Here is a 22,239-nt window from a genome sequence, read left to right on the forward strand (position 1 = left end):
ACCTCTGCCGCTGCACCGGCTACGTGAAGGTCCTCGACGCGATCGAGGCGGTCGCACAGCAATCGATCGCCGAGCCGGCGCTCGCCGCCACCATCGGCGGTCGCGGCACCAAGTACGAGGCGGCCGAGTTGACGCTGGGCGAACGCGACTACATCGACGACATCAGGGTGCCGGGCATGCTGCACGCGGCGCTGTGCCTGACCGAGCACGCCCGCGCCACGATCGAGGCGATCGACGCCGCGGCGGCACGCGCAGCGCCGGGCGTGATCGACGTAGTGACCGCCGCCGACGTCCCCGGTGAGCTCCGGGTCGGGCTGATCCACCGCGACTGGCCCGTCATGATCCCGGTCGGCGGCACCACGTCGTTCGCCGGCGACGTGCTCGCCGTCGTCGTGGCCGAGACGCGCGACCAGGCCCGCGCCGCCGCCGAGCTGCTGCGCGTCGACTACGACGTGCACCGCCCGGTCGCCGATCCGCACGCCGCGCTCACCGACGCGAGCCCGCTCGCCGTCTGGGGGACCGATTCGAACACGCTCTCGGTCAGCGCATACCAACGCGGGGGCGACGTCGACGCAGCGCTGTCCGCCAGCGCCCACGTCGTGCGCGAGACGTTCCGCACCCAGCGCGTCGAGCACGCCTTCCTCGAGCCCGAGTCGTCGTTGGCGGTGCCGAGCGGCGACGACGACGCGAAGACGCTGCACGTCTACTCGGGCGGCCAGGGTGTGTGGGACGACCGCGACGACATCGCGTCGGTGCTCGACGTGGCCGCCGAGCGGATCACGGTCGAGCTGGTCTCGAACGGCGGCGCGTTCGGCGGCAAGGAGGACATGAGCAACCAGGCCCATGCCGCACTGGCTGCGTGGCTGCTCGACCGGCCGGTGAAGTGCACGCTCTCCCGCGAGGAGAGCCTGCGCATACATGCGAAGCGGCATCCGATCGAGCTCGCGTACGAGGCCGGCTGCGACGACGAGGGCCACCTGACCGCACTGCGGGTCCGTGCGATCGGCGACTCGGGCGCGTACGCGAGCGTCGGGATGAAGGTGCTCGAACGCGCCGCCGGACACGCCTGCGGGCCGTACCGGTGGGACGCGATCGACGTCGAGGCCATCGCCGTCCGCACGAACAACCCGGTCTGCGGGGCGTTCCGCGGGTTCGGGGCCAACCAGGCGCAGTTCGCGATGGAGGGTGTCATCGACCGGCTCGCCGAGCGGGTGGGGCTGTCGGGCTGGGAGATCCGCAAGCGCAACGTGATCCGGCCGGGCGAGATCTGGGGCCCCGGCCAGCTGATGGACGACGGCACGGCCGGCGCCGAGGCGTGCCTCGACGAGATCCGCGGCGCGTACGACGCCGCCCGCGCCGACGGCAAGGCGGTCGGGCTCGCGCTCGGCATGAAGAACTCGGGCCTCGGCAACGGCTTCCGCGAGGTGTGCGGCGCAGTCGTGAGAATCCGCTCGGCCGACGGCCGGATCGAGGTTCGCCACGGCTGGACCGAGATGGGCCAGGGCGTGCACACGGTTGCGCTCCAGGTCGCCGCCGACGAGCTCGGCGTCGACCCCGACCGAATCGACGTCATCGTCGACACGAGCCGCGAGCTGGGACACGGCCAGACCACCGGTTCGCGGGGCACGCTGATGACGGCCGGGTCGGTGCGCGGCGCGTGCGAGGCGGCGATCGCCGCCGGCTGCACGCCCGACGTCGATCACCACGCCGAGTACGTCGTCGACTGGACGCAGCGGCTCGACGACCCCGAGGTCGAGCACCCGACGATCCACTCGTGCTTCAGCTACGCGACGCAGCTCGCCGTCGCCGACCGCGAGTCGGGTTCGATCGAGCGGGTCGTCGCCGTGCACGACGTCGGGCGCGCCGTGAACCCGCTGTTGGTCGAGGGCCAGGTCGAGGGCAGCGTGCACATGGGGCTCGGATACGCGCTGACCGAGGACTTCCCTGCCGACCCCGACACGGGGTTCCCGACGAACATGACGCTCCGCTCGCTCGGGATCCTCCGGGCCAAGGACGTGCCGGAGATCGACGTGCGCATCGTCGAGGTGCCACAGCCGCGATCGCCGTACGGCATCAAGGGCGTCGGCGAGATCGGCCTCGTGCCGACCGCGCCGGCGGTCGCGGCGGCGCTCCACGAGGTCGACGGGCAGTGGCGAGCGTCGTTGCCGATGCGACCCGCCCGCTGACGTCGCGGTCGCGGCCGCTCAGGCGGCCCGCTGCGTGACCCGCGGCGAGACGAGGTCGCCGAGCCGGCTCACCACCGTGCCCGCCGGGAACGCCCGGCAGATCGCCGCGATCTCGGCGACGTGCGCGTCGACCAGTTCGTCGACGGCCTCGACCGGGTCGACGACGACGGTGCCGTCGACCTCGTAGGCGCCCGACTCGGCGGCCTGCACGATCAGATCGATCGTGCCGCGGCAGTCGAGCCACTCGTGCAGAGCCCGGCGGAGGTCGAGCTCGGTCACGCCCGGCCGGTCGACGACCATCGCGGTCGTGGTGCCCCCGTGGCTGGCGAGGCCGAACCACGCCCGCGTGCACACGTCGCACATCGCATCGGGGCACTCGATCACGACAGGCGTGACCAGCTCGCCCTCGACGGCGAAGTCCTCGTCGCTGGGCGACGTGCCCTGCTGTTCCCTGGTGGCGATCAGTACTCGCATGTTGCTCCCCTTCCGTCGGTCCCTGGGCAGTGTGACGAGGGGGTGCCGCGGAGTTCCGGCCGCGTGTCGTGGTGTGCGGCTCGGGTACGCTGACCGCACCGATCGAAGGGTGGCTCGGGTTCCGCTCGCCGCACGGCGAGGCCTGGTCCGAGCGCCACGGAAGGCCCGCAGCACGGGCTCGCACCTCATGGGACAAAGCCTCGAGTGGAGAGGTCGGCGTCCGTCCGTCGCGCCGATCCGGAGGTCTCCGTTGCCTCGATCCGATTCCCGCCAACACAGCATCGCCGTCTCGGCGGCGCTCCTCGTCACGTTCCTCTGGAGCTCGTCCTGGGTGCTCATCCGCGTCGGCCTCGACGACGAGTCGCTGCGACCGGTGTCGTTCGCCGGCCTGCGCTACGGCGCAGCAGCGGTCGTCCTCGGCGCATGGGTCGCGACTCGGCCACGTCATCGCGCCGAGCTCCGCCGGCTCGGTCGCCGCGACCTCGGGCTCCTGGCCGTGCTCGGCCTCGTCTTCTACGCGCTGACCCAGGGCGCCCAGTTCGTCGCGATCGACCACCAACCGGCGGCGACGACGAGCCTCGTGCTCTCGCTGACGCCGATCGCGGTGGCCCTGACCGGCGGGCGCTCGCTGGCGGAGCACTCGTCGCCGCGGCAGGTGAGCGGCGGCGTGCTGGTTGCCGCTGGCGCCGGGATCTACTTCGGCGGCGACCTCGGCGCGACTGCGATCGGGATGACCGCCGCCGTGATCGGCCTCGCGGCGAACGTCGCGTCGTCGCTGCTGGGCCGGCTGGCGAACCGTGACGCGCGGCTGTCGCCCACGATCGTCACGACGGTGAGCATGTCGATCGGCGCTGCGGTGCTGATCGTCGCCGGGTTGGCCGCCGAGGGTGTGCCCGAGGTGTCGGAACGGGCGGCGCTGATCGTGCTGTGGCTGGCCGTCGTCAACACGGCGTTCGCGTTCACGCTCTGGAACGTGTCGATGCGCCGCCTGGCGGCGGTGGAGTCGGCGGGCATCAACAACACGATGCTGATCCAGATCGCTGTGCTGGCCTGGATCTTCCTCGACGAGCCGCCAGGCCCGCTGGGCGCCGCCGGCGTGCTGATCGTGTCGGTCGGCGTCTTCCTCACGCAGGCGACGCGCCGAACCGCCGGCACGCCGAGCCGTTGAGGCCACGCGACGGGCGGCCACCGTCGCCCCGGGACTCCCGACCCACCCCGCTCAGGCGCGACCCGAACGGCGCAGCAGGGTCAACCACGGCGCCCGGCGGGCGGCGAGCGGGGCGAACCGCCGCACGAGCGCCGCCTTCACCCCGCCGTCCGCGGCCGCGACGCACTGGGCTGCCGCGACCAGGAGCCGGTCGGCGTCCGTCGGTTCGTGGCGCCGCCCGGTGAGCTGCGACAGGTCCCAGGCGTGGAGGTGCCACTCGGTCGCGGCCACGCCCGCGTGCAGGCCGACCGTCACCGTGCCGAACGGGAAGCTGAACGGGAGATCCCAGTGCTGGCGGGCGCGATCGAGATACGCCGTCGCCGAGGTCGCGAACGCCGCGACCGCACCAGGGCCATCGAGGTCTCGGTGCACATCGAGCGAGGCCGCCGTGTACGCGTCGATCGACTCGGCCGGGAACGGCCGCGAGAGCTCACCGACCAGCGCCCGGTCGAGCCACTCGTGGTACCAACCGGCAACCGCCGCGAGATGACGGGCGGTCTCGGTCGCGGTCCACGCGCCGCATGCCGGGAGATCCCACTGCGGGTCGGCGAGCCCACCCGCGATCCGCTCGACGGCGCGAACACCGTCGAGGTAGACCGCGGCGACTGCATCGGGGGTCACGCGTCGAACCCTACGGGTCGGCGCGTGCCCACGCCGGGTGCTACACGACGCTGGCCGCGAACAGCAGCGCCGCCGACGTGGTGAGCAGCACCGGGCAGATCTTGAACCAGATGACCGGCGTGCGCCCGCCGGTGGCGGCGGTCAGGACCGCGAGGGCGACGAGCAGTGCGGCGAGTGTCCGGTAGGCCCAGGCGGCCGCGTCGGCGCCGTCGGCGAGGGTGACGGCGATGGTCGTGGCGGCAATGCCCCACATGGTGAACGCCTCGGCGAGCCACTCCTGTTGGAGCACGCGCCGATTGTCGGCGGTGATCGGCTCGAAGCCGGCGACGACCTGCCTGGTCGGGATCGCATGCGCGACACCCCAGGCGGCGACCAGACCGGCGGCGAGGTACGCGAGGAACGCATCCATGACTCGAGCATCTCCCCCGTTCGTCGACACGGCAAGGGCCCGAAGGCCCTGCGCCGCGCCCGTCGCGAGTTGTGTCCGACAGAACTCGCGACGGGCTCCGGTCGACGGATGTGAACGTCACCATCAGCCGCCACCGGCTGCTCGCAGTCCGAACGGGTCGAGCGCCAGCAACGCCGCGTCGACGTCGAGTGCTTCGCCGGGCGCGACATCGAACGGGGCGCCCCGCACGCCGAAGTACGGAGTCCCGGACCCGCCGACGAACGACGAGTCGCAGGCGACGCCATCGAACGGCACGTCACCGGCGGTCGTGAACGAGAGCAGGTACTCCGCCGCCGGCGCCGTGCAGGCCGCGTCACCGGGCGCTTCGTATGCGAACGCCACGACGTCCCCGCCCGCCAACGTCGTGAGCACGGGGAGCGCCGACGCCGCGGGCGCGTCGCCGCGCGGCACGACCGCAGCTCGGGTCACCGACACCAGCTCGCCGAGGACGCACGGACGGAAGTCGGCGTTGCGCACGAGCACGTGCGCCTCGAGGACGGCGACCTCGAGGTCGTTCGCGCCGCACGGCGAGTCGGCGGTCTCGTTGGGGAAGAAGGCGGTGACCTGCCAGCCACACCGCATCAGCGCCGATGTCGGTATGTCGACCGGGGTGCCGTTGACGTCGACCGTGGCGAGTGTGACGAGCGACGGTTCGTCGCAGTCGTCGCCGCTCGGACCGATGACGAGATCGGCCCACTCGCCGGGCTCGAGCCAGACGTCCGGCTCGGCCGCCGGATCGATCTGCGGCGACGCCGACAGATCGGCCTCACACCACCGGTCGCCGGCGTTGCGCACCCGGACCACCGCATCTGCCGACCGCTCGCCGAGCACCACCTGTGCCGTCCAGACGTGCAGGTCGCCCGCCGCGCACGGCCCTGGTGTGTCGGGCCGCGGCACGGTCTCCGCCGTCTCCTGGCTCGGTGCGAGCTCATCGGCCACCTCGCCGTCGCCGGCGCGGGCGACGAAGTCGGGTTCGGCCTCGGAGAAGGGCAGCTCCGCCGTCGTCGATCCCGCCGGTACGACGGCTTGCGCGCCGGGTTCGTCGCCGCCGCATGCGGCGGCGATCATCGAGAGCCCCAGCGTCAACCCGACGAGCGTCCGACCGCGCATCGCCCTCACGATAGGTGCCCCGCGACCGTCGTCCAGGTCGGCGCGGGCGTCGCGAACGGCTGCCGCCGGCCGTTTGTTCACAGGGAGTTCACATTGCGAACATGACGGGGTAATCGCGCAGTGACACCCTGCCGCTGCCCCTACAACCCGTTGATGTGGAAGGACCCATCTGTGGCGTACCAAGCTGAATACATCTGGCTCGACGGCTACCAGCCGACCCCGATGCTCAGGAGCAAGACGAAGATCCTGCACGACGAGGTCAGCGAGCCTCCGATCTGGGGTTTCGACGGCTCGTCGACCGAGCAGGCCACCGGCGAGCACTCGGACTGCGTGTTGCGTCCCGTGTTCCAGTGCCCCGACCCGATCCGCGGCGGCCGCAACATGCTGGTCATGTGCGAGGTGCTGCTGGCGTCGTCGCTGCGCCCCCACCCCTCCAACACCCGCGCCGCATGCGCCCGTGCCGAGAAGAAGCACGCCGACGCGCAGATGTGGTTCGGCCTCGAGCAGGAGTACACGATGGAGCGCGCCAACGGCACGCCCCTCGGGTTTCCCCCAGGTGGCGGACAGCCCGCACCGCAGGGTCCGTACTACTGCGGCGTCGGTACGAACCGGATCTTCGGGCGCGACATCGTCGAGGAGCACACCCAGGCGTGCATCGACGCGGGCCTCGCGATCTCGGGCACCAACCCCGAGGTCATGCCCGGCCAGTGGGAATTCCAGATCGGCCCGCTCGGCCCGACCGCGGTCGGCGACCAGCTCAACGTGGCCCGCTGGCTGCTGCAGCGGATCGGCGAGGACTACGACGTGCTGATCAGCTTCGACGCGAAGCCGCAGACCGGCGACTGGAACGGCGCCGGCTGCCACACGAACTTCTCGAACCTCGCCATGCGTGAGGGCTACCCGGCCATCATCGAGGCCGTCGAGAAGATCGGCGCCAACTACATGGAGCTCGTCAGCAACTACGGCGACGGCATCGAGGAGCGCCTCACCGGCGACCACGAGACCGCCCCGTGGAGCGAGTTCAGCTACGGCGTGTCACACCGCGGCGCATCGATCCGCATCCCGTGGCAGGTCGAGAAGGACGGCCGCGGGTACGCAGAGGACCGCCGCCCGAACGCCAACTGCGACCCGTACACGGTCGCCCGTCTCATCACCGAGACGATCAACAGCCCCAAGAAGCCGGCCAAGAAGGCCGCCAAGAAGAAGGCGGCCGCCAAGAAGTGATCACTCGCCGGTCGCACCACCAGCGCCCGGCGGACCACGACTCGACCAGCGAGGGCCCGACACCGGGCCCTCGCTCGGGTTTTCAACCTGACCGACCTCGACCCACACTGGTGAGGTGAGCGACATGCTCGATCAACACCGCGACTACGTGCTGCGCACCGTCGAGGAGCGCGGCGTACGCCTCGTGCGCCTGTGGTTCACCGACGTGCTCGGCAACCTGAAGAGCTTCGCGATCAGCCCGGCCGAGCTCGAGAACGCGCTCGAGGACGGCATGACGTTCGACGGCTCGTCGATCGACGGGTTCTCGCGCATCCAGGAGGCCGACGTGTTGGCGGTGCCCGACCCCGACACCTTCGAGCTGATCCCGTGGAGCGAGCCGGGTGCAGCCGAGGCGCGGGTCTTCTGCGACATCCACAGCCTCGACGGCACACCGTTCGAGGGCGACCCGCGGCAGGTCCTCCGCCGTCACATCACCGCCGCGCACGAAGAGGGCTTCACCTTCTACCTCGCGCCCGACATCGAGTTCTTCTACTTCGAGCCTCCCAGGCGCGGGGAGCGTCCCCAGCCGCTCGACCAGGGCAGCTACTTCGACCTCACCACTCGCGATGCCGCCGGCGATCTCCGCAAGGAGACGATCCGCAAGCTCGAGCAGATGAGCATCCCGGTCGAGTACAGCTTCCACGAGGACGCGCCGAGCCAGCAGGAGATCGACCTCCGTCACACCGACGCGCTCACGATGGCCGACAGCGTGATGACGTTCCGCCTCGTCGTGAAGGAGGTCGCCGCAAGCCAAGGGGTGCACGCCACGTTCATGCCCAAGCCGTTCGAGGCGATGCAGGGGTCGGGCATGCATCTCCACATGTCGCTGTTCCGCGGCGACGACAACGCGTTCTACGACGGCGACGACGCCCACCACCTGTCGCCGCTCGCCAAGTCGTTCATGGCCGGCCTGCTGGTCCATGCGGCAGAGATCACGGCCATCACCAACCAGACCGTCAACAGCTACAAGCGGCTCGTCCCCGGCTTCGAAGCGCCGGTCCACATCAGCTGGGCCCGCAACAACCGCAGCGGCCTGATCCGAGTCCCGATCGCCAAGAAGGGCAACCCGGTCGCGACGCGGATCGAGTTCCGCTCGCCCGACCCCGCCGCCAACCCCTACCTGGTCTTCAGCGTGCTGCTCGCCGCCGGCATGCGCGGCATCCACGAGGGCTACGAGCTCGCCGAGGAGGCCGACGCCAACCTCTTCGAGATGGACGACGCGGCGCTCGCCAAGCTCGGCATCACCCAGCTCCCGCAGTCGCTGTCCGACGCGCTGCGCATGATGGAGTCGTCCGAGCTCGTGCACGAGGCGCTCGGCGAGCACATCTTCGAGTGGTTCCTGCGCAACAAGCGCCGCGAGTGGCGCAGCTACAAGACCCACGTCAGCCAGTTCGAGCTCGACCGGTACCTCGGGTCCGTCTGATGCGCGACGGTTCTCCCGGACGGCGACCGTGCTCGGCCACAGGCCGGATCGGCGCGCCATGGTGACCGCGCCGCACGACCGCGGCCTGATCGCGGTCTACGCCGACTCGGTCGACGTGGCGCGGGCGCTCGACCTCGCCGGCATCTCCTGGAAGACCGTCACGGGGCTCGACGATGCCGCCGAGCACGAGCCGCCCGCGGGTTGGAGCGGTGCCATCGTCGACTGCACCGACGACGCCGAGAGCGCCTGGGCGTTCGCCCGCGCGATCCGTCAGTCCGACTCGTCGGCCGTGAGCGTGCTCGTGCTGATCGGCGGCTCGCAGATCGGCGACCTCGAGCTGCGCGACGACCTGTTCGACGACTTCTGCCTGACGCCCTTCCATCCCGCCGAGTTCGAAGCGCGGGTGCGACATCTGCTGTGGACGTCGGGCGACACCGTCCCGGCCGCCGACCTGGTCGAGTACGGCGAGCTCCGGCTCAACCTCGAGACCTACCAGGCCACCATCGCGCAGCGCCCGCTCGACCTCACGTTCATGGAGTACGAGCTGCTGAAGTTCCTCGCCCAGAACCCGGGCAAGGTGTTCACGCGGGAGATCCTGCTGTCGCGGGTGTGGGGCTACGAGTACTACGGCGGCGCCCGCACCGTCGACGTGCACATCCGGCGCCTCAGGGCGAAGCTCGGCGAGGAGCACGCCGGGCTGATCCAGACGGTCCGTTCGGTCGGCTACCGGTTCGGCCAGTCGCGCTGGGGCAGCTGACGTCTCGACACGCGACGCGTCCGGCCGGGTGAGCCGGGTGCCCGCCGGCCACCCGCTCCTCGGCGCCTTGCTACCGTGACGGCCGTCGCCGATCAGTGAGGGCAACGTGGCACGACTGCACGTCCAGTACCCCGGTCTCCGCGGCGTCGTCGTCGATGGCGCCGTGGAAGGGAACACCAACCGCGTCCTCTCGCTGGCGCCGGGACGACACGTGGTCTCCCTGGACGGGCCGGCCGACTTCGAGCCGGCCGAGCACGAGATCGACGTCGGCGCCGACACCGACGAGGGACCGCCGGCGTTCGTGTCGTTCTCGACGGCGATGCCCGACGTCGATCGGTTCTCGCCGATGTACTGCCGCTACAACGGCATGCTCCTCGGGCAGTTCATGATGGTCGCCACCGCGAGGTACGCACGCGACGACTGGCCGATCCGACGTGACCGCATGCAGGAGTTCCTCGACGAGATCGGGGTCGACGTGCGGTTGAGCACCGAGCAGACCCCGTTCGGCACGCCGGAGCACAACGAGCTCATGCAGCAGGTCATCGTCGGCGCGGCGGCGGTGTCGCAGGAGCTGGCGGAGTTCGTGCTGCTCGGCGGGCACCTCATCCTCCAGGGCCTGGGCGAGGCCGACGACCCCGAGGTCGCCGCGGGCATCCTCGACCAGATCCGCGGGATCGTGGCCAAGTACGAACTCCCCGAGCCCGATCTCGATCTGTTCGTCGCACCGATCGGCGACGACGGCGTTCGCCTCGTCGACCCGCTGCTGACCCCGTCGCTGCTCTATCTGGCAGAGGTCGTCGAGCAGCTCCCCGCCGAGCCCGAAACCGCGTTCGTCATCATGCCCTTCGCGCCGCCGTACGCCGGGTACTTCGCCACGTTCTACCGCCCGACGCTCGAGCGAGCCGGCTTCCGGGCGTTCCGGGCGTGGGGCGGCCTGTCGGACGAGGAGTACGCCGACCTCCTGATCCGGCTGATCGCGAAGTCGGGGATCGTGTGGGCCGACGTGTCCGAACCCAACGCGAACGTCTTCTACGAGATCGGTGCCGCCCACGCCAGCGGGCACCTGTCGGTGCTGGTCAAGAGCGCCGAGTCGACGGCCGAGGTGCCGGCGAACATCGGCCACGACACGATCCTCAGCTACGACCCGTCCGGACCCGACTTCCCGGTTCCCGAGATCGGCGCGCTCGCCATGCTCATCTCGGCGATGCAGGTGGCCTCGGCGCGCGGTGAACGCCTCCGCGTGACCGGCGATGCCGTGTCCGACGCCGTCGACCGTGCCGCCGGGCTGCTGCAGCAGATCATCATCCCGCCCGAGGCGTACGAGGCTCGCGACCGCGGGATCGAGGCCCTGCAGGCCCACGACGCCGCCGCAGCGGAACGAGAGCTTCTGCAGGCGGTGGCGCTGGGCCTCGACGACGCCGCCGTGCTGATGGGAGTGGGCGTCACCCAACTCGCCCTCGGCAAGTACGAGGACGCCGACGGCCACTACGCGCTCGCGATCGCACGGGCGTCGCCCGACCAGCTCGCAGCCGCGCGGACGACCGTGGCGTCCTTCCGCGACCATGCGACCGGCGACGACCGGGCAGCGCTCGAGTCGATCCTCGCCCGCTTCGACGACGTCGGCTGAGCGGCGCTCCGGACCGGCGGCGCGTCCGACCGGCGACGGATCGTCGGGGCGAGGCCGACGGGTCGGCGGGTCGGCGCGTCGGATCGTCGGCCCGTCAGCGGGGCGGCGGCCGGCTCAGCGGGAGAAGTGCGCCACGATGCCGTCGGCCATCGCCTCGGCGAACCGCTGGCGGCCGATCTCGGTGAGGTGCACGCCGTCGCCGGTGATGACGCCCTCGTCGTCACCGGACGAGAACCAGTCGACGACCGCGGCGTCGCGGCGAGCGCCGACGACCGAGCGAAGCACCTCGTTGGCCTCGGCGACCGACTCGGCCCGGTCGCGGATCCAGAGGTCGACCCAGATCACGGTCGCATCGCGGGGCACGTGTCGGAGCACGGTCGTGACGTCGTCGCCGAAGCCGACGGCGGAGTCGAACGACCCGATGTCGTTGGTCCCGAGCGCGATCACCCAGACCTCGGCGGGCTCACCCGCGGCGACGATCTCGTCGATCGCATCGACCCCGGCCGGCAGGGAGCGTGCGCTCTTGACCATCCGCCGGTTCTCCATCGCGTCGAAGCCGACCAGGTCGAGGCCCAGGCCGCGCATCGCGGTCTCGATCTCCGCCGCCGCCGAGAGCGTCAAGGAGTCGCCGACCACCGCGACCGACCCGGGGAGCCGCGGGGCCACGACCTCCGGCACGATCCGGACGGGATCGGCCGTCTCGTCGTCGGCGTCGGGGTCGGCATCGACGGCGACCGCGACCGCGGACTCACCGGCCGCGGCGGGGATGGCCGCCGGCCGCACACGTTCGGATTGCTCCGGTGTCGTGCCGGCGGCGACGGCCGACACGCCCTGCGAGGACGCGTTGGGTGCACACGCGCTGACGAGCAGGCCGGCGGCGAGCGCCAGGACGCGGACGGACACGGCGTCCATTCTGACCCGTGCACGACCCGACGGAGCGGCACCGGCCGGGCGGTCGGCCCGGCGGCTCAATCGTCGAGGTCGAGCAGCTCGCTGCCCTCGTGCCGCGCCTCGCCGTCCTGCTGGAGGAAGAACCCGAGGATCGCGGAGGCGGCACCACCGCTCATCAGGATGAGCGTTGGGAAGATCAGCAGCACGACGACGATCGCGATTGCTCCGGCCATGTGGCCAGGCTAGCCGTCGGCCGCCGATCCGATCAGATCAGTCCGGCCGGTACGCCATGGCCTCGATCTCGACCTGGGCGCCCACCGGGAGCTCGCGCACGGCGACGGTCGACCGCGCCGGCCGGTGCGCGCCGAAGCCCTCGACGTAGGCGTCGTTGAAGGTCGCGAACGCGTCCATGTCGACGAGGAAGCACGTGGTCTTCACGACGTCGGTCAGTTCGGCGCCCATCTCGGCGAGACGTGCGGTCAGGTTGGCGATCGCGGCACTGGTCTGCCCGGCGACGCCGCCCTCGGCCAGCGCGCCGTCGACGACGCCGACCTGCCCCGAGACGATGATGAAGTCACCGGCGCGGACGGCCGGCGTGTACGGACCCAACGGCTTGCTCATCGCGCCGACCGTACACAACGAGGGCGCCGAACGACGCCAGCGGCTACCGGCCGGTCGGCCACCGAGCGGGCCAGCCCGCTCGGTGCCAGACGGCCGCGGCGACTGCGGCGAACACGGCATCGCTGCCGTTGACGGGCGGACCGTCGCCCTGCTCGACGTCGATGTCGATCTGCGGCGTGTCGACGGCGCGGAGCACGCCGAACGAGCGGATCGTGAGGTCGTGCGGCACGCCGTCGCCGTCGACCGACACGCCTTCGGAGGTCACCCAGCCGAGCGCCATGTGCGCGGCACCGACGCAGTAGCTGCGCAACACCGCATCGTCGAGCACGCTCCCACAGCGGACCCTCGCGCTGATCGCGCCGCGGTTGTCGACCGCAGCCGACGCGACGGCGCCGTTCGGCGCTTCGACGGCGAACTCCGGGCCCGGCCGGAGCGACGCGAGCAACACGGCCGCCTCGACCCAGCCCGCGCCGCGGAGCGAGGTCGATGTCGGCGGCCCCTCGACGTCGACCTCGACGACGTCGAGGCCGGGGGCGACCGACCCGATCGCGTCGACGATGCCGGCGGTTCGGGCCACCCGCACGACTCCCGAGCCGTCGGCGCGGAGGCCGGCCGCGAGCGGGGGGCGCTTGGCGCCGCGCCGCACGACGTCCTCGCGGGTCATGAGCACCCGGACGGGACGGCCGTGCTGGTCGGCGAGGCGCCGTGCCACGGCGGCCACCGGGGTGTCGGCCTTGCCGCCGAACGCGCCGCCGTTGCCCTGGGCGCTCACCGGTTCGGACGCCGGCCGGCACCACGACGCGTCGGGCTCGAGGTAGGCCGGTTCGACCCACGTGGTCTGCAGCGTTCGGACCCAATCGCCGTGGGGCAGCTCGATCGGCCAGGAGAGCGGCGCCGTGGTCCGGCGTCCCTGCACCTTGCCGCTGAGTCGGCGAGCCTCGGCGAGCGACTCGCCGACCACCCACTCCCCGTCGGCGCCGAGCACCGCCACCAGCGCGTCGCTCGGCGCGGTGTCGTCGGCGAAGCCACCGGCACCGAGTGCGACGTGCGGGCCGACGCTCTGGGCCACGCCGCCCTCGATCGCCGCCCGCCGTTCGGACGGTGTCGGGGTCGTCGGCACGTCGCTCGGCGCATCGCTCGACGCCGCCGTGGACTCGACCGGCACGGTCGCCTCGGGAGGGTCGGTGGGCTCGAACGAGGTGACGGCGTCGACGATCGACTGCCATCCGGTGCAGCGGCAGAGGTGGGCGAGCATCGCCTGCCCGACCGCGCCGGCGGACGCTCGCTTGGCGTCGTCGAGCGCTGCCACCCGCATGATGATGCCCGGGGTGCAGAAGCCGCACTGGCTGGCGCCACAATCGGTGAACGTCTGCGCCCACCGGGAGGCTTCGGGGAGCCCCTCGACCGTCGTGACCGTTCGGCCTCGAGCGCGCGCCACGGGGGTCACGCACGACACCCGTGCCTGGCCGTCGATCCAGACGGTGCAGCAGCCGCACTGGCCCTGCGGGCTGCACCCGTCCTTCGCCGATCGAACGCCGAGATGCTCGCGGAGCGCGTCGAGCAGCGAGCCCTCGGCCGGCACGCTGACCGCAGTGCCGTTCAGCTCGAAGTCGACGGAGGCGTCACTCGGCGGCACGGCCACCGGCGAGCTGGTCGGTGAGCGCCTTGAACTCCGCCCAGCGACCCTCGGCCAGCAGGCCCGCCTGCTGCGGCCACGTCGAGGGGTCGTGGGTCTGGAAGCGCGGTCCGGCGTCGACGAGCATGGTCTTGAGCAGTGAGGCCTCGGTGGTGGAGAGGTCGAACCACGTACGGATCCCGATGCCGTGGCACAGCTCTTGGATCTTCGGACCGACACCTTCGACGACGGTGAGGTCGTCGAGGGTGACGGACTTGCCGAGCACCGACTTGGCCGCGTCGACGTCGGGCGCGACCGGCGGTGACTGCGGCTCGCCCTCGGCGGCGGCGATCGGCTGCGGGGCGACGCTCGACGCCGGCTGACCCGGTCCGCCGGCGCGTGCCTCGGCGAGCTCGGACTGGAGCCGGTCGCGCTCGGCGACGACCGGCTCGAGGTTGGCGAGCCGGCCGCGAAGGCGTTCGAGCTCGGCATTGTCGGTGGTCGCCGCGCGGGCTCGTGCGAGCTGGCGCGACGCGCCGACGCTGCGCAGGAGCCACCCGATCACGATGCCCAGCAGCACCGCCAGCAGCACCCACAGCAATCCCATTCCCAGCGTGTACGGCATCAGTTCGTCACCTCGCCCATGCTGGCACGCGACGGGCAGGCGGCGCGATGACCGCCGGCGCGGCCCGGCCGGTTCGTCATGAGACCGTCACGACCCGGAACTCGACACGACGGCTCGCGGCCTTGTCCTCGACGCCGTCGACGAGCACGGGACGCTCGCTCCCGAAGCCCTGCGCCGTGATCGTCTCGGCGGCGATGCCGCGCTCGACGAGGGCGTCGCGGACCGCGATCGCCCGCAACTGGCTGAGGACGAGGTTCTCGTTGGCGGCGCCGTCGCTGTCGGTGTGGCCCTCGACGGTGACGGCGACACCGCTGAACTGCTGGAGCCGGCTCGCCAGCTCGTCGAGCACGGCGCCGGCGGACGCGTCGAGCACCGACGAGGTCGGCTGGAACAGGATCGGGTTGGCGGCGACGAAGTCGTTCAGCTCGGCCTCGAGGTCGACGGCGTCCTCCTCGGTCGCTTCGGGCGGCGGCTCGAGCGACGTCGTGGCGCCCACCGACGCCGCGGTCGCCTCCAGCGCATCTCGGCCGGCCTCGGTGACGAACACGCCGCCGACCGACAGGGTCGAACCGTCGAACGCCGCCACGCCGGTGACGAGGTTCGGCGGCATCGCAGTCACGAGCTGTGCGAGCGCAGCGGTCGTCTCGGCGTCGAGGCCCACGTCGGGGTCGACCTCGAGGTTGTCGACGACGCCCGCCTCGCCGAGCGCCGCCGTGGCGGCTGCGACGAGCACCGCTCGCTCGACCTCGCTGGCGACGACGCCGTCGAGGGTCACCGCGCCCCCGTCGAACATCGCCGATGCCGCGGCGAGCGGCTCGGGCGCGGTGAGGTCGACACCCCCGGGCAGGAGCAGGCCGTCGATGACGTGCACCACGCCGTTGCCGGCGACGATGTCGGACTCGCTCACCGACATGCCGTCGACCGTGACCAGTTCGTCGCCGACCGACAGCTCGACTGCGCTGCCGGATTGCGTCTCGAGCGGGCCGTCGACCAGGTCGTCGGCGGTCAGCAGGCCGGCGACCGTGTGGTGGCTCAGCACGAGCGACAGCAGCTCGGGGTCGGCCTGCAGCTGCGCGATCGCATCGGCCGGAAGCGCGTCGAAGGCGTCGTCGGTGGGCGCGAACAGCGTGACCGGGTCGGCGCCGTCGAGCACGGCCGCGAGCGACGCGTCCTGCACGAGCACGGCGAGGAGCGAGAACTGGGGGTCGGTGGCGATGATCTCGCCGACCGTCGCGAAGTCCGGCGGCGGCACCGTGGTGGTCGGCGCCGTCTCGTCGGCGGCGCTCGCGCCGTCAGCGGCGGCCGCATCCGCGTCGACCGCGTCATCGGCGCCGGCCGCTTCGTCGACATCGGCATCGGGCGGCGTCGTGACGGCGACCGTGGTCGACGTGTCGACCTGCGGAGCACGGTTGACGCGGCACGACCGGTCGAGGTCGATCGATCGGACGCCGCGGATGTCGTAGGCGGCGCTGATCGCCGCCTCGGGGTCGTCGAGGGGCGCGGCGCAGGTCAGCGTGCCGTCCTGGCCCGAGAAGGCGGCCACGACCCCGTCGAAGCCCGATTCGGCCAGCTCGTCGGGGACCCGGCGCTCGAGGTCACCCTCGACGCTGTTGACGAAGAACGGTGCGCCGATGACGTACAGCGCGAACACGGCGAGCGCGCCGATGCCGAGGATGCGGCGCCGGTACCTGGGCGCGGGACGCTCAGCAGCCATGGCCGCTCACGATCGCAGCAGCGTCACCGCCGCGGCAACCTCGTCAACGGACCGCAATGCAAGCTCAACAGGCGCCATCGTGACGAGGTCGCCCGCACGCGGGTCGCGCGGCGGTCAGGAGAAGCTCTGGCCGCAGCCGCAGGTACGGCTGGCGTTCGGGTTGGTGATCGAGAAACCCGATTGGTCGAGGCCGTCCTTGTAGTCGAGCGTGGCACCCTGCAGCAGTTGCGCCGACGCAGGATCGACGACGACCTTCACGGCCTCGCCGTAGGTGGCCTGCTCGTCGTCGGCGGCGATGTCGCCGTCGAAGAACATCTCGTACGAGAAGCCGCTGCATCCACCGGGGCGGACGGCGACGCGCAGTGCGAGCTCGTCGGCACCCTCGGCCTCGAGCAGTTCCTTGACCTTGCCGGCCGCTGTGTCGGTGAGCGTGATCATCGTCGTCCTTTCGATGATGCGGTGGTGGGTGGTTGCTCGTGCTCGGAGCGCCGCTCGGACGGACCGGCGACACGTTCCGGTGCAGCCTACCGGGAGGCGGCCCCGGCGTCGTCTCGGGCGGCACCGACCGTCACCTGGCACGGGGTGCGATCGACGAGGCTGCAGAACTCCCTGATCTCGGCGTCGCCCATGCCGGCGACGAATCCGGCCACCAGGCCGTGGTGGAGACTGCACACCAGCGTCGGGTGCTCCTGCGCGAGATCGCCGAACGGGCAGTTGGCGAACGCCACGACGGCGTCGTCGGGGCCGTCGTCGGCGTCGCTGACCACCGGGTCGAATCCGAGCCGATCGAGGTCGGAGACCAGGGCTTCGAGACTCGACGGCGCATCGACGAAGGGCGCCGAGCGGCGGGCACCCTCGTCGTGGCCGACCGCCCTGGCATCGTCGGGCACGGCCCCGAGCCGTTCGGCCATGGACAGCACCATCCGTGCCAGCACCGGCATGACCGGCGGCTCGAGCCCCAGCGACGGGGCGTCGGCCGCCAGCGAGTAGCGGTGCTGGGGGCGGCCGATCTCGCCGCGGCCCGAGACCTCGACGTCGAGTAGGCCCACCTCGCGCATGCGTTCGAGGTGTGGCCGGACGGTGTTGGGATGCAGGCCGATCGCGTCGGCGATCTCAGCGGTGGTGAGCGGGCGCAGCGCACGGGCCATCTCGAGGAAGATCGCGTAGCGGGTGTTGTCGCCGAGCGTCTTGAAGAGGGCGAGGCGGGAGCCGGCGTCGTTCGCCATGAGGAGAGATTACACGGCAAACACCGGTAAAATCGTCCGCATGACCCTCACCGCCCTACCGCCGAGCCGCGACGAGGTGCTCGCGGTGCTCGGCAACGTGATCGATCCCGAGCTCGGTGCCGACATCGTCTCGCTGGGCATGGTGCCCGGTGTCGAGGTCGCCGACGACGGCGTCGTGACGGTCGGCATCAAGCTCACCATCGGGGGCTGCCCGCTGCGGGCCGAGATCAAGCGCGAGGTCGAAGAGCGCGTCGGCCTCCACCCGGGCGTCGCCGACGTGCGCATCGACTGGGGCGAGATGACCGCCGACGAGCGGTCCGAGGTGATGTCGAAGGCCCGCTGGCACGCTCGTGACCTCGCGCCGGACACCGAGATCCCTCTGTCGTGCCAGGTGCTGGCGATCGCCAGCGGCAAGGGCGGCGTCGGCAAGAGCTCGGTCACCGTCAACCTCGCGACGGCGCTGGCGGCGCGGGGCCACACGGTCGGCGTGCTCGACGCCGACATCTGGGGGTTCTCCGTACCGCGGCTGCTCGGCATCGACGAGCGGATGCAGGCCGAGCGCGTCGACGGGGCCGAGAAGCCGAAGATCATCCCGAACGTCAAGAAGGTCGGCGCCGGCCAGCTCAAGGTGGTGTCGACCGGCTTCCTCGTCGACGAGTCGACCGCGCTGATGTGGCGGGGCCTGATGCTCACCAAGGCGGTCGAGCAGTTCCTGGCCGACGTGGCCTGGGGTGAGCTCGACTACCTCCTCATCGACATGCCGCCGGGCACCGGCGACGTGCAGATGGGCCTGGCCCGCCTGCTGCCCCGCACGTCGATGGTGATCGTCACGACACCCGCACGCGCTGCCCAGAAGGTCGCCCAACGCGCCGCCGACATGGCCAAGCGCAGCTTCCTCCCCGTGATCGGCGTGATCGAGAACATGAGTGCGTTCGAGTGCGACCACGGCGAGACGTATGCGCTGTTCGGCGAGGGCGGTGGGGCCGCGCTGGCCGCAGCGATCGACGCCCCGCTGCTCGGGCAGGTGCCGCTCGAGCCGGCGGTCGCCGCGGGCAACGACGCCGGCAGCCCGGTGGCGCACGGAGGCGGGTCGGCGGCCGCCGGGATGTTCCGGTCGATCGCCGAGCGGTTGTCGACCGAGATCGCACCGCCGGCGACGGGTGCCGACGTCGACATGGCCGGCTGCTCGGCCCGCCTGCTCGAGGCCGTCGAGGCCGCGTTCGGCGACGCCGACGCCGCGCCGGCCTGAAGCAGCCGTTCGCAACCGCCTGACGCAACGTCGCGTGTCGACGCATCTGGGTCGGCGCTGGTCCGGCCCCGACGCCGACGCTGCTCCGGGCCGAGGGCCGGGGGCAGCCGCGCCCGGCCGTCAGCGGCGCCGGCCGATGACGAACTCGGGGAGCGGTGTCGACTCGTAGCCGTCCTGCCACGGCAGCCTGACGCCGACGATGCCACCGTCGTCGCCGAACAGCATGCGCGGCGTGATCGCCCGCGGCACGTCCATCTCGTTCGCCGCGTCGACGACCGCGGCCGCCGTGTCGAAGCGCTGCAGGAACCGGATGCTCGCGACCGTCGGCGGGAACATCTGCAGGTCGCCCGCCTGCCACATCGACAGGGCGTCGGCCGGGCGAACCCACAGGCTGGCGATCGTCTCCTTGTCGTCGTGGAGCGGCTCCTGCGCCCCGGGCGCCTGGGCGACGAAGAACCTCGTGTCGAACCGCTTGCGCTCACCGACCGGAGTGACCCAGTGGTCGACGAGGTGCATCCGGTCGGTGAGGAGCAGGAGTCGCTCCCGCTCGCAGAGCTCGACCAGCGTCTGGCGGCCGTCGTGGATCGCGTGCCGGGCGTCGTTGAACCGGTCGGCGGTGGTCGGATCGTCGAAGCGCACGACGTCGGCCTCGTCCACCGCGCGCGCCAGCAGGACCCCGGCCTCCTCGAAGCACTCGCGGATCGCCGCCACCAGCCACGCCAGCCCGCCGTGATCCATCGCCATCCGCGCCGACGCCGTCGCGTCGTCGAGACCGTCGCAGACGGGTTCGAACTCCTCGCCGTGGTCGGCGGCGTCGACGCGCCCTCCGGGGAACACGTACTGGCCACGTGCGAACGACGCCGACATCGTTCGCTGCAGCATGAACACCTCGATCCCGTCGTCGCCGTCGCGCACGAGCATGACCGTGGCGGCGGGCAGCACCGGGACGTCGGCGGCGAGCATCGGTTCGTCGTCGGCCATGACGGGCGACCGTAACCCGGCACCGGGGCGACGGCCGGGCCGGAGCCGGCGGACCGCGGCCGCCGACATGCTCAGTGTGCGGGCGCGTCGCTCCGGCGGCCGGCGACGTACGCCACTGCGGCGGCGACGACCGCGCCGAGCACCAGGGCGACGACGACCCAGTGGTCGATGAACGTCGCCTGGACCCGGGTCTGCAGCCGCTCGACTCGGCGGACGATCGCCGACGAGTCCTCGTTCACCTCGACGACCCAGAAGTAGTAGAGGAGGTACGCGCCGGAGAGGGCGACGAGCACGGCCGCGATCCGATCGACGTACTGCGAACCGCGCCGGAGCGCGCCGAGCAGCGTCGTGTTGGCCACTGCGAGGGCGATGGTGAGGGCCGTGACGATGAGCGCCATACCGGCGCCGTAGGCGACCACGTTGACGAGACCGCTCCCCCAGCCGTTGGCGTCGACGTTGCCGAACAGCGTCGTCGAGAACAGCGGGAGCGTGCAGCTGATCGAGGCCGCCGCATAGGCGATGCCGTACACGAACATCGACGGGACGGTGCGATCGCGCTCACCCGGATCGAGGCGCGGCGTCGCGATCGGCAGCTTGAAACCGGCGAGCATCGCGACGCCGAGCACCACGAAGCCGACACCGATCACGAGCGTCGCGTACTTCGCGTTGTTCTCGATCCAGCCGGTGACGTACTCCGACACGACGCCGACCGCGACGAAGACCGCCATGAAGCCCGAGGCGACCGCCGACGAGACGACGAGCGCCCGCCGGACCGTCGCCCGCTGGCTGCCCGGGAGATGGCCCTCCATGCCGAGGAAGTACATGAGGTACGTCGGCAGCAGCACGAATGCGCACGGGTTGACGGCTGCGACGAGGCCGCGCAGGAACGACAGCTCCATCAGCGCCCGCCGGAACCGCGGCTGTGGACGGCGACGCCCGGCGCCATCAGAACAGCTCCTCGATCGCCGAGCGGAGGCCGTCGGCGTCGATGACACCGGTCTGGCGGAGGATCGTGCCGTCGGCATCGACGAACAGCGTGACGGGGTAGCCCACGATCGACAGGGCATTCGTCAGCGAACGCTCGGGATCACGCAGGAGCGGGTAGGTGACGCCGCGTTCGCCGGCGAACCGTTCCATCGCCTCGACCGTGTCGAACGGGTCGACGCCGACGAACTGCACACGGTCGCCGACCTCGGCGTGCACCTCGGCGAAGTCGCGCAGCTCGCGACGGCAGGGCGCACATCGCGAGAACCAGAAGTTCACGACGAGCGGACGGCCGGCGTAGGCCGCGAGCGAGACCTCGTTGCCGTCGGCATCGACGATCGGCACGTCGGGGAGCTCGCCGCCGGACGTGTCGACGTTGATGTCCTCGTCGGGCTGCTGGAAGACCCCCGGCTGCTCGAGCACGAAGTCGCCGTCGTACTCGGGTTCGCCGTCGAACGCGTCGGCGAGCACGACGCCGACGAGCGAACCGGCGATCGCCGCCACGAGCGCCGCGACCACCATCGTCGTCCTCGAAGGGGGCCGGCGCGCCATGGCGCCCAGGCTACGACGACGATCCGGCGGTCACCCTTCGGCCCCGAACGGCCGCCGCGACGAGTCCTTCGGCCCCGGAGCGCCACCGTGGGGGGACAGCGGTGCGCTCCGGGGCCACACGCCCGTGATGCCCTAGACGTAGAGCTGCTCGGAGCCGGGCGAGGCTGCCGGGTCGGGGCCATCGACGTCGACAACGCCGAGCTCGTCGACGATCACGGGAGGTCTGGGACGTTTGGGTGGTCGCCCACCGGGCCGCTTGTTGGCGACGATGCGGCCGCCCGAGAGCAGCTCACCGCCCCACACGCCCCAGGGCTCCTCACGCTCGATCGCGTCGCTCAGGCACGACTCGCGCAGCGCGCACTTGGCGCAGATCGCCTTGGCACGGGCGATGTCGAGGACGTGGTCCGAGAAGAACAGCGGCGTGAGGGTGCCGTTGCCGTCGGCGCAACGCGCGACGGGCACGGTGGAGACGGAGAACTCGTCGACGGGCTGGAGCTGGATGGTGTTCATGCTGATGTCCTTCTGGGTGTTCACGTGGTTCTGGGTGGTGGCTGCTCGATCGATCACGGTCTGCTCGGTGGTTGCTGATGTCGTGTGTGTCGTGTGTCTCTGGTGTCGTGTCGTGGCGGAAAAAACAAGAAGGCCGCCGGGTTCGGAACCCGGCG

22 protein-coding genes and 1 pseudogene are annotated in these 22,239 nt (G+C 71.6%); 7 read left to right on the forward strand and 16 right to left on the reverse strand.

Going from position 1 to position 22,239, the window contains the following annotated elements; all coding sequences use genetic code 11:
• Nucleotides 1–2,186: molybdopterin cofactor-binding domain-containing protein (locus tag QNJ12_RS09475; protein ID WP_300622109.1), on the forward strand; the 2,186-nt coding region annotated here is incomplete at its 5' end.
• A gap of 18 nt (nt 2,187–2,204) precedes the next feature.
• Here the strand turns inward: QNJ12_RS09475 and QNJ12_RS09480 are convergent.
• The gene (locus tag QNJ12_RS09480) at nt 2,205–2,660 is read right to left on the reverse strand and encodes a hypothetical protein (RefSeq protein ID WP_300622112.1); all 456 of its coding nucleotides are present in this window, start codon (nt 2,658–2,660) and stop codon (nt 2,205–2,207) included.
• A gap of 250 nt (nt 2,661–2,910) precedes the next feature.
• Between QNJ12_RS09480 and QNJ12_RS09485 the strand changes: the two genes are divergently transcribed.
• Nucleotides 2,911–3,828: a DMT family transporter gene (locus tag QNJ12_RS09485; protein ID WP_300622115.1), complete on the forward strand. Its 918-nt coding sequence runs from the start codon at nt 2,911–2,913 to the stop codon at nt 3,826–3,828.
• A 51-nt stretch (nt 3,829–3,879) separates the two neighbouring features.
• Here QNJ12_RS09485 and QNJ12_RS09490 read toward each other — a convergent pair whose 3' ends face one another.
• The 3 genes from QNJ12_RS09490 to QNJ12_RS09500 all read right to left on the reverse strand — a co-directional run bounded on the left by QNJ12_RS09490 (nt 3,880) and on the right by QNJ12_RS09500 (nt 6,046).
• A complete protein-coding gene (locus tag QNJ12_RS09490; protein WP_300622118.1) occupies nt 3,880–4,488 on the reverse strand; it encodes a maleylpyruvate isomerase N-terminal domain-containing protein in 609 nt (202 codons plus the stop codon).
• A 40-nt stretch (nt 4,489–4,528) separates the two neighbouring features.
• Nucleotides 4,529–4,897, reverse strand: a complete 369-nt coding sequence (locus QNJ12_RS09495; RefSeq protein ID WP_300622121.1) for a hypothetical protein — start codon at nt 4,895–4,897, stop codon at nt 4,529–4,531.
• Nucleotides 4,898–5,020: 123 nt separating this feature from the next.
• A complete protein-coding gene (locus tag QNJ12_RS09500; protein WP_300622123.1) occupies nt 5,021–6,046 on the reverse strand; it encodes a hypothetical protein in 1,026 nt (341 codons plus the stop codon).
• Between the two features lie 171 nt (nt 6,047–6,217).
• On the opposite strand from QNJ12_RS09500, the gene glnII reads away from it, so the two are divergent.
• The 4 genes from glnII (at nt 6,218) to QNJ12_RS09520 (ending at nt 11,116) form a co-directional block, all read left to right on the forward strand.
• The gene (gene glnII / locus QNJ12_RS09505; protein WP_300622126.1) at nt 6,218–7,270 is read left to right on the forward strand and encodes a glutamine synthetase GlnII; all 1,053 of its coding nucleotides are present in this window, start codon (nt 6,218–6,220) and stop codon (nt 7,268–7,270) included.
• 124 nt (nt 7,271–7,394) lie between these two features.
• Nucleotides 7,395–8,732 carry a type I glutamate--ammonia ligase gene (glnA, locus tag QNJ12_RS09510; RefSeq protein WP_300622250.1) on the forward strand — a complete coding sequence of 446 codons (1,338 nt, stop codon included), beginning with the start codon at nt 7,395–7,397 and terminating at the stop codon, nt 8,730–8,732.
• A 58-nt stretch (nt 8,733–8,790) separates the two neighbouring features.
• A complete protein-coding gene (locus QNJ12_RS09515) occupies nt 8,791–9,489 on the forward strand; it encodes a response regulator transcription factor (RefSeq protein ID WP_300622129.1) in 699 nt (232 codons plus the stop codon).
• A 106-nt stretch (nt 9,490–9,595) separates the two neighbouring features.
• On the forward strand, nt 9,596–11,116 hold the full coding sequence (locus QNJ12_RS09520) for a hypothetical protein (protein ID WP_300622131.1): 1,521 nt from the start codon (nt 9,596–9,598) through the stop codon (nt 11,114–11,116).
• Between the two features lie 114 nt (nt 11,117–11,230).
• Here the strand turns inward: QNJ12_RS09520 and QNJ12_RS09525 are convergent, their stop codons facing one another.
• The 8 genes from QNJ12_RS09525 to QNJ12_RS09560 form a co-directional block, all read right to left on the reverse strand.
• On the reverse strand, nt 11,231–12,019 hold the full coding sequence (locus QNJ12_RS09525; protein WP_300622133.1) for a hypothetical protein: 789 nt from the start codon (nt 12,017–12,019) through the stop codon (nt 11,231–11,233).
• Nucleotides 12,020–12,084: 65 nt separating this feature from the next.
• A complete protein-coding gene (locus tag QNJ12_RS09530; RefSeq protein WP_300622135.1) occupies nt 12,085–12,240 on the reverse strand; it encodes a hypothetical protein in 156 nt (51 codons plus the stop codon).
• Between the two features lie 37 nt (nt 12,241–12,277).
• Nucleotides 12,278–12,628: a Rid family hydrolase gene (locus QNJ12_RS09535; protein ID WP_300622138.1), complete on the reverse strand. Its 351-nt coding sequence runs from the start codon at nt 12,626–12,628 to the stop codon at nt 12,278–12,280.
• A gap of 43 nt (nt 12,629–12,671) precedes the next feature.
• A complete protein-coding gene (locus QNJ12_RS09540; RefSeq protein WP_300622141.1) occupies nt 12,672–14,270 on the reverse strand; it encodes a 2Fe-2S iron-sulfur cluster-binding protein in 1,599 nt (532 codons plus the stop codon).
• Nucleotides 14,251–14,868, reverse strand: coding sequence for a hypothetical protein (locus QNJ12_RS09545; protein ID WP_300622144.1), 618 nt, complete (start codon nt 14,866–14,868; stop codon nt 14,251–14,253). The genes QNJ12_RS09540 and QNJ12_RS09545 overlap by 20 nt, the downstream gene beginning before the upstream one ends.
• Before the next feature lie 76 nt (nt 14,869–14,944).
• On the reverse strand, nt 14,945–16,582 hold the full coding sequence (locus tag QNJ12_RS09550) for a fasciclin domain-containing protein (protein WP_300622146.1): 1,638 nt from the start codon (nt 16,580–16,582) through the stop codon (nt 14,945–14,947).
• A gap of 114 nt (nt 16,583–16,696) precedes the next feature.
• Nucleotides 16,697–17,020 (reverse strand): iron-sulfur cluster insertion protein ErpA, encoded by a 324-nt coding sequence (erpA, locus tag QNJ12_RS09555; protein WP_300622148.1) that lies wholly within the window; start codon nt 17,018–17,020, stop codon nt 16,697–16,699.
• An 86-nt stretch (nt 17,021–17,106) separates the two neighbouring features.
• Entirely contained in the window at nt 17,107–17,808 is a 702-nt protein-coding gene (locus QNJ12_RS09560) for a helix-turn-helix domain-containing protein (protein ID WP_300622151.1), read from the reverse strand.
• Nucleotides 17,809–17,848: 40 nt separating this feature from the next.
• Between QNJ12_RS09560 and QNJ12_RS09565 the strand changes: the two genes are divergently transcribed.
• A complete protein-coding gene (locus QNJ12_RS09565) occupies nt 17,849–19,057 on the forward strand; it encodes a P-loop NTPase (protein WP_300622153.1) in 1,209 nt (402 codons plus the stop codon).
• Between the two features lie 120 nt (nt 19,058–19,177).
• Here QNJ12_RS09565 and QNJ12_RS09570 read toward each other — a convergent pair whose 3' ends face one another.
• The 4 genes and pseudogenes from QNJ12_RS09570 to QNJ12_RS09585 form a co-directional block, all read right to left on the reverse strand.
• Nucleotides 19,178–20,038, reverse strand: a complete 861-nt coding sequence (locus QNJ12_RS09570; protein ID WP_300622157.1) for an NUDIX domain-containing protein — start codon at nt 20,036–20,038, stop codon at nt 19,178–19,180.
• 71 nt (nt 20,039–20,109) lie between these two features.
• A complete protein-coding gene (locus tag QNJ12_RS09575) occupies nt 20,110–20,937 on the reverse strand; it encodes a cytochrome c biogenesis CcdA family protein (protein WP_300622159.1) in 828 nt (275 codons plus the stop codon).
• Between the two features lie 46 nt (nt 20,938–20,983).
• Nucleotides 20,984–21,574: a TlpA disulfide reductase family protein gene (locus tag QNJ12_RS09580; RefSeq protein ID WP_300622162.1), complete on the reverse strand. Its 591-nt coding sequence runs from the start codon at nt 21,572–21,574 to the stop codon at nt 20,984–20,986.
• Nucleotides 21,575–21,793: 219 nt separating this feature from the next.
• A pseudogene (locus tag QNJ12_RS09585) lies at nt 21,794–22,084 on the reverse strand (WhiB family transcriptional regulator); the annotation flags it as partial.
• Between the last annotated feature and the right edge of the window lie 155 nt (nt 22,085–22,239).

The organism is Ilumatobacter sp. (genome assembly GCF_030065885.1).
Classification (GTDB): domain Bacteria; phylum Actinomycetota; class Acidimicrobiia; order Acidimicrobiales; family Ilumatobacteraceae; genus Ilumatobacter.